This is a genomic window from Streptomyces zaehneri, assembly GCF_032248645.1.
Lineage (GTDB): Bacteria > Actinomycetota > Actinomycetes > Streptomycetales > Streptomycetaceae > Streptomyces > Streptomyces coriariae.
Window position 1 is genome coordinate 150954 of the sequence record NZ_JASTTJ010000009.1, and the last position, 15344, is coordinate 166297.

At 72.0% G+C, this 15344-nt stretch carries 17 protein-coding genes; 7 read left to right on the top strand and 10 right to left on the bottom strand.

All coding sequences use genetic code 11. The features are described from left to right. Positions 1-89: 89 nt before the first annotated feature. From QQM72_RS17340 to QQM72_RS17350, 3 genes are all read right to left on the bottom strand, one after another. Positions 90-293 (bottom strand): cold-shock protein, encoded by a 204-nt coding sequence (locus QQM72_RS17340; RefSeq protein WP_020133169.1) that lies wholly within the window; start codon positions 291-293, stop codon positions 90-92. A 310-nt stretch (positions 294-603) separates the two neighbouring features. Then, positions 604-1593: a polysaccharide deacetylase family protein gene (locus QQM72_RS17345; protein ID WP_314221775.1), complete on the bottom strand. Its 990-nt coding sequence runs from the start codon at positions 1591-1593 to the stop codon at positions 604-606. A 36-nt stretch (positions 1594-1629) separates the two neighbouring features. Then, the gene (locus QQM72_RS17350; protein ID WP_399077555.1) at positions 1630-2610 is read right to left on the bottom strand and encodes a glycoside hydrolase family 11 protein; all 981 of its coding nucleotides are present in this window, start codon (positions 2608-2610) and stop codon (positions 1630-1632) included. 315 nt (positions 2611-2925) lie between these two features. On the opposite strand from QQM72_RS17350, the gene QQM72_RS17355 reads away from it, so the two are divergent. The 3 genes from QQM72_RS17355 to QQM72_RS17365 all read left to right on the top strand — a co-directional run bounded on the left by QQM72_RS17355 (position 2926) and on the right by QQM72_RS17365 (position 6023). Next, positions 2926-4257, top strand: a complete 1332-nt coding sequence (locus QQM72_RS17355) for a sensor histidine kinase (RefSeq protein ID WP_314221776.1) — start codon at positions 2926-2928, stop codon at positions 4255-4257. Further along, positions 4254-4961, top strand: a complete 708-nt coding sequence (locus tag QQM72_RS17360) for a response regulator transcription factor (RefSeq protein ID WP_314221777.1) — start codon at positions 4254-4256, stop codon at positions 4959-4961. Before QQM72_RS17355 ends, QQM72_RS17360 begins: the two co-directional genes overlap by 4 nt. 132 nt (positions 4962-5093) lie before the next feature. Continuing rightward, positions 5094-6023, top strand: coding sequence for a CPBP family intramembrane glutamic endopeptidase (locus tag QQM72_RS17365; protein WP_314221778.1), 930 nt, complete (start codon positions 5094-5096; stop codon positions 6021-6023). A 92-nt stretch (positions 6024-6115) separates the two neighbouring features. On the opposite strand, the gene QQM72_RS17370 is transcribed toward QQM72_RS17365, so the two are convergent. From QQM72_RS17370 to QQM72_RS17385, 4 genes are all read right to left on the bottom strand, one after another. Beyond that, the gene (locus tag QQM72_RS17370; RefSeq protein ID WP_314221779.1) at positions 6116-7486 is read right to left on the bottom strand and encodes a sugar ABC transporter permease; all 1371 of its coding nucleotides are present in this window, start codon (positions 7484-7486) and stop codon (positions 6116-6118) included. Beyond that, positions 7477-8256: an ATP-binding cassette domain-containing protein gene (locus tag QQM72_RS17375; protein WP_314221780.1), complete on the bottom strand. Its 780-nt coding sequence runs from the start codon at positions 8254-8256 to the stop codon at positions 7477-7479. The genes QQM72_RS17370 and QQM72_RS17375 overlap by 10 nt, the downstream gene beginning before the upstream one ends. 33 nt (positions 8257-8289) lie before the next feature. Next, complete coding sequence (locus QQM72_RS17380) at positions 8290-9399, bottom strand: sugar ABC transporter substrate-binding protein (RefSeq protein ID WP_314221781.1); 1110 nt, start codon at positions 9397-9399, stop codon at positions 8290-8292. A gap of 73 nt (positions 9400-9472) precedes the next feature. Further along, positions 9473-9940: a DUF5990 family protein gene (locus tag QQM72_RS17385; RefSeq protein WP_314221782.1), complete on the bottom strand. Its 468-nt coding sequence runs from the start codon at positions 9938-9940 to the stop codon at positions 9473-9475. A gap of 144 nt (positions 9941-10084) precedes the next feature. Here QQM72_RS17385 and QQM72_RS17390 point away from each other — a divergent pair, with 144 nt between their 5' ends. After that, entirely contained in the window at positions 10085-10939 is an 855-nt protein-coding gene (locus tag QQM72_RS17390; protein ID WP_314221783.1) for a polysaccharide deacetylase family protein, read from the top strand. A 55-nt stretch (positions 10940-10994) separates the two neighbouring features. Here QQM72_RS17390 and QQM72_RS17395 read toward each other — a convergent pair whose 3' ends face one another. Further along, positions 10995-11318: a hypothetical protein gene (locus QQM72_RS17395; protein ID WP_314221784.1), complete on the bottom strand. Its 324-nt coding sequence runs from the start codon at positions 11316-11318 to the stop codon at positions 10995-10997. A 209-nt stretch (positions 11319-11527) separates the two neighbouring features. Between QQM72_RS17395 and QQM72_RS17400 the strand changes: the two genes are divergently transcribed. Next, positions 11528-12184 (top strand): response regulator transcription factor, encoded by a 657-nt coding sequence (locus tag QQM72_RS17400; protein ID WP_314221785.1) that lies wholly within the window; start codon positions 11528-11530, stop codon positions 12182-12184. Here QQM72_RS17400 and QQM72_RS17405 read toward each other — a convergent pair. Continuing rightward, a complete protein-coding gene (locus QQM72_RS17405; RefSeq protein WP_314221913.1) occupies positions 12139-12840 on the bottom strand; it encodes a response regulator transcription factor in 702 nt (233 codons plus the stop codon). The two genes, QQM72_RS17400 and QQM72_RS17405, sit on opposite strands and share 46 nt — an antisense overlap. 73 nt (positions 12841-12913) lie before the next feature. Next, positions 12914-14203, bottom strand: a complete 1290-nt coding sequence (locus QQM72_RS17410) for a sensor histidine kinase (RefSeq protein WP_314221786.1) — start codon at positions 14201-14203, stop codon at positions 12914-12916. 187 nt (positions 14204-14390) lie between these two features. Here QQM72_RS17410 and QQM72_RS17415 point away from each other — a divergent pair, with 187 nt between their 5' ends. Further along, positions 14391-14603, top strand: coding sequence for a hypothetical protein (locus tag QQM72_RS17415; protein ID WP_314221787.1), 213 nt, complete (start codon positions 14391-14393; stop codon positions 14601-14603). Further along, positions 14600-15343 carry an ABC transporter ATP-binding protein gene (locus QQM72_RS17420; RefSeq protein ID WP_314221788.1) on the top strand — a complete coding sequence of 248 codons (744 nt, stop codon included), beginning with the start codon at positions 14600-14602 and terminating at the stop codon, positions 15341-15343. The genes QQM72_RS17415 and QQM72_RS17420 overlap by 4 nt, the downstream gene beginning before the upstream one ends. The last annotated feature ends 1 nt before the right edge of the window (position 15344 follow it).

Below are 15344 nucleotides of genomic sequence, written 5' to 3' on the forward strand. Positions count from 1 at the left end.
GATTTATCCGCGTGAAAGCAGCGAGCTGGGGCCCGCACCCCAAGGTGCGGGCCCCAGCTGCGAAATTATTGTGTCCGCGTCAGCCTGGGTCAGGCGGGGACGATGTTCTCGGCCGTCGGGCCTTTCTGGCCCTGGGCGATGTCGAACGTCACCTTCTGGCCCTCCTGGAGCTCGCGGAAGCCCTGGGCGGCGATGTTCGAGTAGTGGGCGAAGACGTCGGGACCGCCGCCGTCCTGCTCGATGAAGCCGAAGCCCTTTTCAGCGTTGAACCACTTCACGGTGCCAGCAGCCATTTTGAATCTCCTTCGGGAACGGTGTCGGAATCCACCCTGTGCGGATCCCGGTCGCCGTGATGATCACCCCGTCGGAACAAGCCTTCTGGAGACCACAACTGCAACTGATAAAGACAGTAGCATGCCGCGATCGACGTTGCGTGACCGATAATTACGCTCCGTCTGTCGGCCGAGAAATACTCATCGCGCGTCCCGGCCATTTCTCACTTTGCGACGACAGATAATGCCTCACCGGCATCGCCGGGCCGTTGTGTGGCGCGGCGGCCGGGGGTCGCCGCGCCACGGGTGCGGTGTTACGGGACGGTCGGGGTCAGGTCGCGGTGCAGGTGACCGTCGGCCAGGTCCAGGAGCCGTTGGTCTGGATGGTGACGCCCCAGTTGTTGCCACTGCCGTTGGGCTTGGCGGTGAGCACCTGGGTGCTGGGGTAGGTGGCGCTGACGTTCCAGGTGGCGATGATCTTCTCGGGGGAGGGGACGTTCATCGTGACGGTCCAGTTGGCGGAGCCGGTGACCGCGACGTCGAGGTTGTACCGGTCGCTCCATTGCTGTCCGGCGGACAGGGTCGCGGTGCAGCCGCCGGTGCCGCCACCGCCACCGCCGCCGCTGTCGTCGGGGGCCACGGCCCGCCCGGTCTGCGCGGAGATCCTGCCGGCGCACAGGCCGCGCGCGGCCAGACCCTGCGCGATGCGCGGGATCGCCGCGAGGGTGTTGGCGGGCCAGTCGTGCATGAGGATGACCTGGCCGTTGGTGAGCCGGCCGGCGGCCTGCACGATCGCGTCGGTGCTCGCGTTGTTCCAGTCCTGCGAGTCGACGTCCCAGATGATCTCGGTCAGCCCGTACTTGGCCTCGACCGCTTTCACGGTCGCGTTGGTCTCGCCGTAGGGCGGGCGGAACAGGACCGGGGTGCCGCCGCCCGCTGCGGATACGGCCGCTTGGGTCCGGGAGATCTCCGAGTCGATCTGCGACTGGCCGAGCTGGGTCAGATGCGGGTGGGTGTAGCTGTGGTTGCCGACCCACATGCCGGCGTTCACCTGGGCCCGGACCAGGGACGGGTTGGCGGCGGCGTACTGGCCCTGGTTGAACATCGTGGCCCGCAGCCCGTTCTGGGTGAGGGCGTTGAGCAGGGCCGTCGTGGTGCCGCCCGGGCCGTCGTCGAAGGTGAGCCCGACGTACCCGTTGCAGGTGGCGGCCTGCGCCGGGGCCGCGGCGGCCTGGACGGTGAGGGTGCACGCGGCGGCCGTCGCGACGACGACCAGCCTCGTGACCAGGGCGCGTAAGGAGAGATGTGGTCGGGTGCTCATACGGAGTGGTCCTCCAGCGGGTGCGGGGTGTGGGGGTCAGCTCGCGGTGCAGGAGACCGTCGGCCAGTTCCAGTTGCCGTTGGGCTGGATGGTGACGCCGAAGTTGTTGCCGCTGCCGTTGGGTTTGGCGGTCAGCACCTGGGCGCTGGGGTAACTGGCGCTGGTGTTCCAGGTGGAGAGGACCTTCGCCGGGGAGGGCACGTTCATCGTGACGGTCCAGTTGCTGGAGCCGGTGACCGCGACGTTGAGGTTGTACCGGTCGCTCCACTGCTGGCCCGCGGACAGGGTCGCGCTGCAGCCGCCGCTCCCGCCGCCGCCGGTGCCGCCGCCCGAACCGGTGCCGTCCACCGTGATGTTGGAGTTGCCGCTGCTCTGGTATCCCTCGGTGGCGAGGATCATGTAGTAGTTGAAGCTGCCCAGGGTCATTCCGGCGCGGGCCCAGGCGTCGAAGTGGTTGCCGGTGGTGATGGTGCCGCCCGTCCGCTTCGACTGCCGGACGCTCCAGTACTGGTCGAAGGTCTTGGTGCCCTCGACGGACGGGGCGTTGTACCGCGTCGTCTTGTAGATGTCGTAGGTGCCGCCGTCACTGGTCACGGTGCCCATGTGCGTGCCCGTGGGCCGGAAGGTGCCCCAGTTGTCGACGATGTAGTACTCCACGAGCGGGTTGGACGTCCATCCGTAGAGGGCCAGGTAGGCGTTGCCGGACGGGTTGAAGGTGCCCGAGTAGGTGACGCTCCGGCGTCCGCCGTTGCTCCAGCCCTTGCCGGCGACGAAGTTGCCGGTGTTGCTCCAGGACGTGCTGTAGTTGCCGCCGGATCCCAGGTTCATGGAGACCGTGCCCTGCGAGTCGGTCCAGAACGAGTAGTAGTAGCCGTTGTTGGTGCCGGTCTGGTTCGTGGTGACGACCGTGTCGGCGTGCGCGGTGCCGGGCAGGGTGAGCGCGGCCACGGCGACCAGCAGCATGGTGCAGACACCGCTGATGAGCAGCCTGAGTCGCTGTGCGGGTGCGGTATTCATGTGCGTGCTTCCTCCTCGTCCTCATGCGGCCGATGACGGCGCCAGTGTTGGCCGGGGCACGACAACTGTCAATACTTTCGGTTTTCACTTCGAAACATTCGAAACGGGGGAGCGGTGGACGGGGGGACGTATTCGCTGCTCAGTCGCTGTATTGGCTCGAATTCATCAATTCACCGGGGCAAGATCGGTAAAGTCAAGATCAAGAGACGTCGGGTGAATTCTCCGAATGTTTCGAAGTCGCGCCGATCTTTCCGGGCCCTCTCGATGTCCGGAAGAGGAGCGGTCGGAGGCCGGGTGGAGGCTAGGCTCGCCCCTGTGTTCGAGGCGACGACGGCATCACTGTCATCACTGGTGGACGGTGCGCGGGCCGTCGTGACGCGGTGGAGCGCGCGGGGCGTCGTGCTGCGGGACGGGGTTCTCACCGTCGCCCTCGCGCCGGTGGTGTTCGCGCCGGTGACCGCCCCCGTCGGCGCGGAGTTCGGCGATCTGACACAGCGTCCGTACGACGTCCCGGGTGTGCTGGTGACGGCGGCCCTGTGGCTGCCGCTGGTGCTGCGACGACGGTGGCCCGGGGTGTGCCTCGCGCTGGTGGCGGGAGCGTCCGCGGTCCATGAACTGGCTGGCTATCCGCAGACGTTCGCGAGCGTGGGCCTGTATGTCGCCCTGTACAGCGCGGGCGCGCACGCGGACCGCGCGGGAGGCATGCGCCTCGCCGTGCCGGCGGCCGTCGCCACCGGGCTTTTCGCGCTGTTCGCGATCGGACTGCACGGCAGGGGCTCACCGCAGCGGGTGTCCGACTTCGTCCTCATCCATCTCGTGCTCGTGGCGTGCTGGGCCGTGGGCAGATCGGTGCGGTCCCGGCGGGCCGGGGAGGAGGAACGCCGGCGCATCGGTGCGGAGATGGCGACGGCGCGGGAACGGGCCCGTATCGCACGCGAGCTGCACGACGTGGTGACCCACCACGTCACCGCGATGGTGGTGCAGGCGGACGCGGCGCGGTTCCTGCTCGCCGACGCGCCGGACCGGGTGGCCGTCGGACTCGGTGCGATCAGCGACTCCGGCCGGCACGCCCTGACCGACCTCCAGCACCTGCTGGGCCTGCTGAAGGCCTCCGGCGACAGGCCCGGCGGCCCCGCATCCGACGGCCCAGCATCAGGCGGCCCCGCGCCCGGCGAGGCGTCGTACGAGGCGGACCGGGGGCCGGGGCCGGGCGGCCTGACCGACCTGGTGGAGCAGGTCCGGGCGGCGGGCCAGCCGGTCGAGCTGACGGAGCGGGGAGAGCGACGGCCGCTGCCCTCGGCCCTCGAACTGGCCGTGTACCGCGTGGTGCAGGAGGCGCTCACCAACGCGCTCGGGCACGCCCCGGGCCACGGGACGTCCGTCCGGGTCCACCACGGTCTTGACGTGATCGAAGTCGACGTGACGACCGAAGGAGCGCCCGCGGGGTCCGCGGGGCCGGCCGTTCCCGCGCCCCGGCCGCTCGGCGGCGGAGGCGGTCACGGACTGGCCGGGCTGCGCGAGCGAGTGAGCGTCTTCGGCGGCGAACTGCACGCGGGCGCCCTGCCGGACGGCGGTTTCGGCGTCCGCGCCCGCATCCCCGTCGCCGCTCCCACGCCCGCCCCCGCGCCCACCGGGAGGCACGGATGACCGGCGGCCGTACCGGCGCCGGGGCCGGAACGCCGATCCGCGTCCTGGTCTGCGAGGACCAGGAACTCGTGCGCACCGGCTACGTCACCATCTTCGCCGCGCAGCCCGACCTCGAGGTCGTGGGAGAGGCCGCCGACGGCCGCGCGGCGGTGGAGGCCGCGCGACGGCTGCGCCCGGACGTGGTGGTGATGGACATCCGGATGCCCCTTCTGGACGGGATCGAGGCGACCAGGCTGCTGGCCGGACCCGGCGTCGCCGACCCGGTCAGGATCCTGGTGGTCACCACCTTCAACCTCGACGAGTACGTGTACGAGGCGCTGCGGGCCGGCGCGAGCGGATTCCTGCTCAAGGACTCGCCGCCCCGCGACCTCGTGCAGGGGATCCGGACGATCGCCGCGGGCGAGTCCCTGCTGGCGCCGGCCGTCACCCGGCAGCTCGTCGGCAGGTTCGCCGACCGGATCCGTCCGCACGCCCGCGGGGCCGGTGTCCCGCAGGCGCTGTCGGTGCTGGCACCCCGCGAGACCGAGGTGCTGAAACTCATCGCGGAGGGGTTGTCGAACGCGGAGATCGCCGACCGGCTGGTCCTCAGCCGCGAGACGGTCAAGACGTACGTGTCCCGCATCCTCACCAAGCTCGACCTGCGCGACCGCGTGCAGGCGGTGGTGCTCGCCCACCGGGTCGGACTGGTCACCGTCCACGAATGAACGGGCCGTTGTCCCCCGGGAGAGCTACAAGCGACTGTCCACCACAGGGCGACGATCAAGGGGGCCCCGCGCTCATAGCGTTCCCGGCGACGCGGCGGCGACCGGACCGCCGCCCGGCAGGGGAGGAACGTCATGCCGCTCATAAGCGCGCGCCCGCTGAAGAGCACGCTCAGGGAGCTGTTCGCACAGGAGCCGTTCGCCGTCGCGCGCCGGGTGCGTCCGGCGGGGGTGCGGCTGGTGGCGATGGCCGTGCTGTTCGTGGCGGTGACGGCGCTCGCGGCGGGGACCAGGTCCGCGGCGGGGGACAACCCGCTTCTGTCCCTGCTGTTCGGCGCGGCCGTCGTGGCGCTGGCGCTGGCGGGCTACGCGGCGGCCGTACGGGCCCTGGAACAGCGTCCCGTGTCCGAACTGGACCCGACGAAGGCTGCCTCCGGGCTGCGCACCGGCACCCTCGTCGGCCTCGGCCTCTTCACCGCGACGCTCGCGATCGTCGCCCTGTTCGGCGGATACGGCACCGAGGGCGGGGTGTCCGTCGGCGGGGCGGTGACCGTCCTCGGGGCGATGGCGGGCGTCGCCGTCACGGAGGAACTCCTCTTCCGCGGTGTCGTCTTCCGGCTGCTCGAGGAACTCACCGGCACCCGGGGCGCGTTGACGATCTCGGCCGTGCTGTTCGGCGCCCTGCACCTCGTCAACCCCGACGCCACCGTGTGGGGCGCGCTGGCCATCGCCGTCGAGGGCGGCCTGATGCTCGGCGCGGCCTACGCCGCCACCCGTTCCCTCTGGCTCCCGATCGGTCTGCACCTCGGCTGGAACTTCGCCGAGAGCGGGATCTACGGCACCACGGTCTCCGGCAACGAGGACGGCCCGGCGGGCCTGCTCCACGGCGTGCTGTCGGGCCCCGACGCGCTCACCGGGGGCAGCTTCGGTCCGGAGGCCGGCATCGCCGCCATCCTCGTCTGCGCCGTCCCCACGGTGGTGTTCCTGCGCGCGGCAGGCCGACGGGGACACCTCCGGCCCCGCCGTCGCTCCACCGCGACGCCCACGTCCCCCACGGCCCCCTGACCGCCGGTCGCCCACGGCCCCCTGACCGCCGGTCGCCCACGGTCCCCTGACCGCCGGTGCGTGGCGCTCACCGGGACCGCCCGGGACGGCTCTCAGACCCGTCCGCGCGACTCCGCGGAGCGCCGTGTCAGCGAGTCGAGGACCACTGCGGTGAACAGCACCCCACCCGTGATCATGAACTGCACCGGGGGCTGGACCCCCAGCAGCGCCATGCCCGAGCCGATCGACTGGATGATGAGCACCCCCAGCAGCGCCGACCAGGTCGAGCCGCGTCCGCCGAACAGGCTGGTGCCGCCGATGACGGCCGCGGCGATGGCGTTGATCAGCAGCACGCCCGAGCCGGAGATCTGGCTCGCCGAGGTGAGCCGCGACGCGATGAACAGGCCGCCGACCGCGGCCAGGGTCCCCGACACCATGAACACCGAGATCCGCACGCGCGCCACGTCGACACCGGACCGCCGGGCCGGCTCCACCCCGCCGCCCAGCGCGAGGACCTGCCGGCCGTAGGGCGTGCGGCGCAGCAGGAGGTCCGAGGCGACGATGACCGCCAGGAAGATCAGCAGCGCCAGCGGCAGCCCCTCGAACCGGCCCAGTACGTGGACGACGGAGAACGAGACCAGCGCGAGCAGGGCCGTACGCGCCCAGATCTCGCCTGTTGACCGGCCCGGCATCCCGGCGGCGGCGCGGCGCCCGTGGTCGTGGAGGGAGACGAGGAGGTACGCGGCCGTGCAGAGCGCCGCCAGACCGTAGCCGGCGACGGCGGAGTCGAAGTAGCGGCTGGTCAGGGTGGCGACCAGCCCGTCCTCGCTGAAGTTGACGGAGCTGTCGGGACCCAGCAGGTAGAGCATCACGCCGTTCCAGACCAGCAGACCGGCGAGGGTCACGACGAACGCGGGTACGCCGATCCTGGCGAAGGAGAACCCGTGGACGGCCCCGGCGGCCGTGCCGCACAGCACCGCGACGAGCACGGCGAGCCACTCCGGCATCCCCAGGTGCACGTTCAGTGACGCGAACACGGCGCCTGCCAGGCCGGCGAGCGAGCCCACCGCCAGGTCGATCTCGCCGATCAGCAGGACGAAGACGATGCCGACGGCGATCATGCCGGTCCCGACGATGTCCACGCTGAGCACGGAGAGGTTGCGCGGCGACAGGAAGTTTTCGTCGAGGGCCTGGAAGACGATCCAGGTCACGGCGAGAGCGAGCAGGACCGGGCCGGGCCCGGGCCCGCCTTCCCGCAGCCTGCGGCGCACCGCTTCGGTGGGGGTACCGAGACGTCCGGCAGACGCTCCGAGACGTCCGGCGTACGCCCCGAGACGTCCGGCGTGGCCCCGGTGGCCGTCGTCCCCCCGGTGGCTGTCGTCCTCCCGGTGGCCGTCGTCCTCCCGGTCGGTGGTGGGCGTGGCATCGGCGGCGGGCGGGGCATCGGTGGTGCGGGTCCGGTTCCTCCTCCCCCTCAGGGCCATGCTTCCTCCGGGCGGGTCGTGCGGTGCGCCACGGCGTTGTCCGACGCGCCGGTGATGGAGGAGATGATCTGTTCCTGGGACGTGGTGGTCACGTCGAAGAAGCCGTTGTTGCGGCCGAGGCGCAGGACGGCGACCCGGTCGGCGACGGCCTTGATGTCCCCCATGTTGTGGCTGATGAGGAGCACCCCGAGGCCCTGGTCGCGCAGCTCCTCGATGAGGTCGAGGAGCTGGCTGGTCTGCTCGATGCCCAAAGAGGCGGTGGGCTCGTCGAGCAGGACGAGCCGGGGCTCGCCGAGGAACGAGCGGGTGATCGCGACGACCTGCCGCTGGCCGCCGGACAGCGTGGCGAGCGGCACGCGCACGTCGGGGATGCGGATGGACAGGGTCTTGAGCAGCTCACGGGTGCGGCGCTCCATCTCCACCTCGTCGAGGATGCCGAACCGGTGGATCTCCCGGCCGAGGAAGAGGTTGGCGACGACATCGAGGTTGCCGCACATCGCGAGGTCCTGGTAGACGGTCGCGATCCCCAGCCCCTGGGCGTCCTGGGGACGCCTGATCTGGACGGCACTGCCCTGCCACTCGATGACGCCCCGGTCCGCGGGGCCGACTCCCGAGATCACCTTGACCAGGGTGGACTTGCCGGCGGCGTTGTCGCCCATCAGGGCGACCACCTCCCCGGCCCTGATCTCCAGCTCGACGTCCTCCAGCGCCTGGACGGCGGCGAACCGCTTGGAGACACCGCGCAACGCCAGCAGGGGCTGAGCCGCCACGGGGTCACCTCCTTCCGCTTCGGGGACGACGCGTCAAGTGAGTCCGGCCTTGTCGCAGGCGGACCTGAGCTCCGGGGTGCATATCTGGTCGATGGTGTACATACCGTCCTTGACCACAGTGTCCTTGATGTTGCCGACGGTCACCGGGACCGAGGGAAGCAGGACCGCCGGGATGTCCTCGGTGGTGGCGTTGTCGACGGTGCCCGGGGCGAGGGCGTCCACCGGCTCGCCGCGCCCCAGGGCGACGGCCATCCTCGCGGCGGCGTCGGCCGCGGGCTGGAACGGTTTGTAGACCGTCATGTACTGGTCGCCCCGGACGATCCGCCGCACGCCCGCGAGGTCGGCGTCCTGGCCGGTGATCGGGGGCAGTGGTCTGACCTCGGCGGCGTTGAGAGCGGCGACCGCGGCGCCGGCGAGGCTGTCGTTGGCGGCCAGGACGCCGTCGATCTCGCCCGCGCCGAGGGCGGCGATGGCGTTGGTCATGTTCACGAAGGCGTTCTCCGGGCGCCAGCCGACGGTGTCGTACGACTTGCCGATCTCGACCTTGCCCTCGAGGACGGAGAGCGCGCCCCGCTTGAACCAGCCGGCGTTGGGGTCGGTCGTGGCGCCGTTCATCATGACGATCTGTTCGCCGCGGGCTTGGGCGTCCATGGCCTTCAGGAGTGCCTCGCCCTGGAGCCTGCCGACCGTCGCGCCGTCGAAGGTGACGTAACCGGAGATCGGGCCCTGGGCGAGCCGGTCGTAGGCGACGACCGGAATGTCGGCCCGGTGCGCGGCCTCGACCGAGGGGCGCAGCAGCTCGGGGTCGACCGCGGCGAGGATCAGGACGTCGACCTGGCGGGTGATCATGGACTCGATCTGCTGCCGCTGGACGGCCGGGTCGGACGTGGCGGCGACGGTCGGCGCCGGGCAGTCCGGGCAGAGCCGCTTCAGCTGCTGCACGAGCAGGGGCTTGTCGAACTGTCCGAAGCGCGAGGCGCCCCCTCCTGGGAGCAGCACCCCGACGGTGAGACCGCCGTCGCCGTCTCCGTCGCTTCCGCCGCAGGCCCCGACCAGGGCCAGACCGGCGGCGACCGCGACCGCCACGGACGCGCGGGTGAGGGACCTGCGCTTCACGGCCCGGAGGCCGGCACCGAGACCCATCTTCGGTTCCTTAGGACATTTGTCCGCCATTGCCCCGCAATAGGCGCTTAACGCCAAGCGTAGCGATGCCGCTCTACTCGGCGCGTTCGGCGGTCCAGGTGATGCGCGGGGGCTCGACGCGCGCGCAGAGGGGTCCGCCCTGCGCGTCGGTCAGTCCGAGGCGTCCGACCAGCAGTCCGTCCTGTGCGGCGGCGGCGAGCACGTCGGCGGGGACGGCGTCGAGCATGAGCTTGGCGCGGCGGAACATCGTGAAGACGCCCGCCTCGTCGACCGTGCCCCACGACAGGTAGACGAACCGCCGGCCCAGCCGGTCCTGGACATAGGGCCCTGCGACCTCGGTGCCGGTCGGCGAGGCGCTGGTGGTGCACTCCAGGGTCCAGGTCGCGGACGGCGCGTCGCCGCGCTGCGGCTCGAACAGTTCGGCCGGACGGTCGCGACGCTGCACGGCGACGTGCAGGTTTCCGTACGCGGGGACCCTGCCGTCGGCGGAGGCCGGTCGGGTGAGGCCGGGCAGGTCGACGGCGTCGATGCGGATGCGCATGCCGGCCATCATCCCGCGCCCGTCCGTGCCCGTCCGCGCCGGGGAGACGCGGCACCCGGTCCGCTCGGGGGCGGAACCTCGGACGTCCGTTCGACATCAAGCAGTGGACGGGGCGAGGCGTACGGACGACATGGGGTGCACACGATGGACAGGCGGATCAGAGGGGCGGCGCTGGCCTGCGTCCTTCTCGCGACGAGCGTCGCGACGGGCTGCGCGGCCGAGACCCCGGCGGAGTCCCGCCGTTCCGCCGAGCCGTCCCGCTCCGCACCGCCCGCGCGGGCGCCCGGCGGCGAGGCGGGCGCGCGGGCCGGCGTCGGGGCCGCGTACGCCAAGTGGGGCATCGAGCCGCTGGCCGCACCGCCCGCCCCGCCCGACGCCAAGCCGGTCGGGCTGTCGGCCGACGGCGGCCGGGTGCCGGTGATCAGTGAGATACCCACCCAGGAGAAGATCGTCTTCCTCACCTTCGACGACGGGGCGGAGAAGGACCCGGAGTTCGTGACGATGATGCGGGAGCTGAAGATCCCCTTCACGATGTTCCTGACGGACTCCGCCATCCGCGCCGACTACGGCTATTTCGGCAAGCTCCAGGCCCTCGGCGACGGCGTCCAGAACCACACGCTGAACCACCCGAACCTCCGCACCCTGGGCGCGGCCGCCCAGAAGCAGGAGATCTGCGGCCAGCAGACCAAGCTGAAGGATCGATACGGCACCCTGCCGCGGCTGTTCCGGCCGCCCTACGGCAACTGGAACGAGGACACCCGGGCCGCCGCCGCGTCCTGCGGTGTCGAGGCGATCGTCCTGTGGCGCGAGTCCATGCAGATCAAGAACATGCAGTACCAGCGCGGCGACAAGAAGCTCCACCCGGGCGACATAGTGCTGGCCCACTTCCGCGGACCCTCCGAGCTCAAGGGCACGACCATGACCGAGATGACCGCCAACCTGCTGCGGCACATCCAGGAACAGGGCTTCACGGTCGCCCGCCTCGAGGACTACCTGTAGGACTACCTCAAGGACCCTCGCGCCGGTCCGGTCCTCCGCGGGCCCGCGATCCCGCTCAGGCCGCCGCGCGGGAGGACGGGTGGCCGCCGGTGGTGCGGTCGTCGTCCTGGGCGCGCCCGCGGCCGTCCCCGCCGACGAGGAAGCTCAACGCGGCCGTGAGGGTGGCGACGACGGCGAGCCGCACGACCCACGGGGCGACGCCGCCGTCCCCGACGGTGGAGCTGAGGTACTGCGTGCCGAGCAGGGCGTGGCTCAGGGGCAGGGAGCCCGCGCCGGTGAGCAGGTAGACCCACAGCGGGGGTTCGTTGGAGGCGGTGAGGACCGAGGCCGCGACGATCACGACCACGCTGAGCACGACGGTGAGCGAGGTGATGTCCATGGCCTTCAGCATTCCGCCGGCCGGCCGGCGGATCGTCGGCGCAACGGAGGAACGGAGCCTCTACCGCAGGGTGGAGACCGGCCCGGCGCCCCGGCCGGGGAAGGTTCTGCCACGTTCGAACAGGCCGGTACGGTGAGGGCGTTGCTGCCGCTGCCGGCCGGACCCGGTCCGGCCCCGGTCCAGGAGGTGTCCCCGTCGCCACACGCGTGATGGTCGTCGACGACCAGGCAGTGGTCCGCGCCGGCTTCGCCGCCATCGTCGACGCCGAGCCCGACCTGACCGTGGTCGGCGAGGCCGGGGACGGCGCGAGCGCCGTGGAACTCGCCGGCCGCGAGGCACCCGACGTGGTCCTGATGGACATCCGGATGCCCGGCATGGACGGCCTGACCGCCACCCGTCTCATCACCGCGCAGGAGTCGGCCCCCCGCGTCCTGGTGCTCACCACCTTCGACCTCGACGCCTACGTGTACGAGGCGCTGCGCGCCGGCGCCTCGGGCTTCCTGCTCAAGGACGCCCAGCCCGAGGAACTCCTGACCGCGCTGCGGGTCGTCGCGTCCGGCGACGGGATCCTCGCCCCGGCCGTCACCCGCCGCCTGATCGACACCTTCGCCCAGGGCGCGCCCCCGCCGCCCGTCGTCACCGGCGCCCTCGGCGGGCTCACCCCACGCGAACGGGAAGTGCTGCTGCACATCGCCTCGGGCCTGGCCAACGCGGAGATCGCGGCCGTCCTGGGCGTCACCACCGGAACGGTCAAGACCCACGTCAACGCCCTGCTCACCAAGCTGGGGCTACGGGACCGGGTGCAGGCGACCATCCTGGCCTACGAGAGCGGGTTGATCCGTCCCCGTGGCGCACCGGCCGACTGACCTCTCGCGCCGACCGCCTCCAGATACCGCAGGACGGCCGCGACCCGCCGGTCCACCTGGTCCGTCGGGGCCAGGTCGAGCTTGGCGAAGATGCTGCGGATGTGCTTGTGGACGGCGCCGTCCGTGACCACGAGCCGTTCGGCGACGGCCGAGTTGCCCAGCCCCTCGGCCATCAGGGCGAGCACGTCCCGCTCACGGGGGCTGAGCCGCTCCAGCCGGGTGTCCTGGCGCGAGCGGGTGAACAGCTGGGCGACGACCTCGGGGTCGATGGCGGTGCCGCCCGCCGCGACCCGCCGCAGCGCGTCCAGGAACTCCTCCACCCGGCCGACCCGCTCCTTGAGCAGATAGCCGAGCCCCTGCACACCGCCGCCGAGCAGTTCGGTGGCGAAGCTCTGCTCGACGTACGCGGACAGCACGAGCACGGCCAGGCCGGGCCGCCGGCGCCGGGCCTCGACCGCCGCGACGATCCCCTCGTCGGTGTGGGTCGGCGGCATCCGGACGTCGAGGATGGCGACGTCCGGCTCGTGCACGTCGATGGCGTCCAGCGCCTCGTCGGCTGTGCCGGCGGTGGCCACCACGTCGAGGGACTCGGCGCGCAGCAGCAGGGCGAGCCCCTCGCGCAGCAACGGGTCGTCCTCGGCGATCACGATCCGCATCTCACGCTCCACAACTCGACGCTCCACAACTCGACGCTCCGCATCTCACGCTCCACAGCTCACGATCCACAACTCACGATCCACAGGGCAGGTCCACTTCCAGGACGGTCGGCCCGCCGGGCGGGCTGGCCAGCGAGAGGCTGCCGTCGTGCGCCGCGACCCGGCGGCGGATGCCGGTGAGTCCGGTCCCGCCGTCCGCTTCGGCGCCGCCCCGGCCGTCGTCCTCGACGCGGAGCAGGAGGCGGCCGCCCCGGCCGCGGGCCGTGACGACGGCGTGTCCTGCGCCGCTGTGCTTGGCGATGTTGGTCAGGGCCTCGGCGACGACGAAGTAGGCGCTCGCCTCGACGGAGGCGGCACAGCGTTCGGGCACGTCCACGTCGATCCGGCAGGGCACCGCGCAGTCCGCGGCGAGACCGGAGAGGGCGCCCGCGAGCCCCCGGTCGGCCAGCACCGGCGGCAGGATGCCGCGCGCGACGGTACGCAGTTCGGCCAGCGCCTGCTCGGCCGCGGACTGGGCGCGCTCCAGGAGCTCGTCGGCGCCGGCCGGGTCACGGGACACCATGCGCCGCGCCGCCCCGACCAGCACGGTGACGGAGACCAGCCGGTTCTGGGCGCCGTCGTGCAGGGAGCGCTCGATGCGGCGCAGTTCGGTGGCGTGGGCGTCGAGGGCGGCGGCGCGGGTGGCGGTCAACTCCGCGACGCGCAGGGAGAGATCGGCATCGGGACCGGCCGACAGGAGCCGTCGCCCGGGACCCGACTGGAGCCGGGCCATGCCGGGACCCAGTCCCAGGACGATGGCGATCCAGCCCACGCCCAGCAGCGTCACGGCGAGGGCGTCCGGCCAGGTCCGCGCGTGGCCCATGCCCACGGAGGTGGCGGTCGCGCCCTCGGGCATGAACGTCCAGTACAGCGGGAAAGCGGTGTCCCGCACGGCGAGGACAGGCAGCAGGACACCGAGCAGCCCGAGCAACGCCCCCACGGTGGAATGCCGGACCAGCCAGCCCAGTTCGCGCCGGGTCGTGGGGTCGACGAGGGCGGCCCGCAGCCGTGTGGGCGGGGGCTTTGGGGCGGCGACCTCGGGACCCCGGCGGGCCAGTCGGCCGCGTTCCCGGCCGGCCAGGGCGTGCAGGGCGCGCAGGAGCACGGGCGCCATGAGCAGCCCGACTCCCACGACGCTCGTCACGGCGGTGACGGCCAGCCACAGCAGGACGACCAGGGCGAGCAGGGCCGTGCCGAGACCGGAGGCGAGCTGGGCGATCGCCCGACCGGCGGCGCTCAGGGTCCGCAGGGCGATGTCCTCGAGGCCTTCGCGTCGGACCGCCACCGCACCTGGCGCCGCCGTCTCGCTCGTGCTTCCCGTCATGCGAACGACTCTATGCCGTAGGCCAGTTCTCCGTGGCCGCGGGACGCGGGGGTACAGCCTGCTGTACCCCGAACCGGGCGGACTGCGGGATCGGCCCGAGCGGTGCCGGTCCATAGCGTCGGTGACGACAGCGGGAACGGCACACGGCCACCGCTGGACCACCCCACGAGACCAGGGAGCAGCCCCCGTGCCGAACACGACGACCCCCGATCCCGCCGACCGGCTCAGCTCCGGGGACATCGCCCGCACGCTGCTCTGGGCCGTGGTGGTGATCAGCGCGGTCACCAACATGGCGGCCTCCTTCGGCGGTGCCGGCACCTGGGTGCACCTGGCGTGCGGCGCGGTCACCGTGCTGTGCGCGGGCACCCTCGTCGTACGGAACCTGCGGGGCCGGCGATGAGCGCCACCCGCACCGCCGTCGGCGCCCCCGCCATCGCCCTGACCGGCGTCAGCAAGGCCTACCCGGGCGGCGTACGGGCCCTCGACGACGTGTCGTTGACCGTGGAACGCGGCACCTTCCTCGCCGTGATGGGGCCGTCGGGTTCCGGCAAGAGCACGCTGATGCACTGCGCCGCCGGGCTGGACTCCCCGACCTCGGGCAGCGTCCGCATCGACGGCCACGAGATCGCCGGGCTGAACGAGACCCGGCGCACCGAACTGCGCCGGGAACACGTCGGCTTCGTGTTCCAGGCGTACAACCTGATCCCCTCGCTCAGCATCGAGGACAACATCACGCTGCCGCTGCGGCTGGCCGGACGCAGTCCGGACCACGACTGGCTGCGGACGCTGGTGGAACGGGTCGGACTGGCCGACCGGCTGACCCACCGCCCCGCCGAACTCTCCGGCGGCCAGCAGCAACGCGCGGCCGTGGTACGGGCGTTGGTGGCCAGACCGGCGGTCGTGTTCGCCGACGAGCCGACCGGCGCGCTCGATCTGCGCAGCGCTCACGAGGTCCTCGACCTGCTGCGCGACCTGGTCGCCGACCTTGGCCAGACGGTGGTGATGGTCACCCACGATCCCGCCGCCGCGGCCCGCGCGCACCACGTCCTGGTGATGGCCGACGGCCGGGTGGTCGACGCCCTCGATGCGCCGACCGCACCCGAACTGGCAAGCCGGCTCGTCGCGTTGGGAGAGGTCTGAG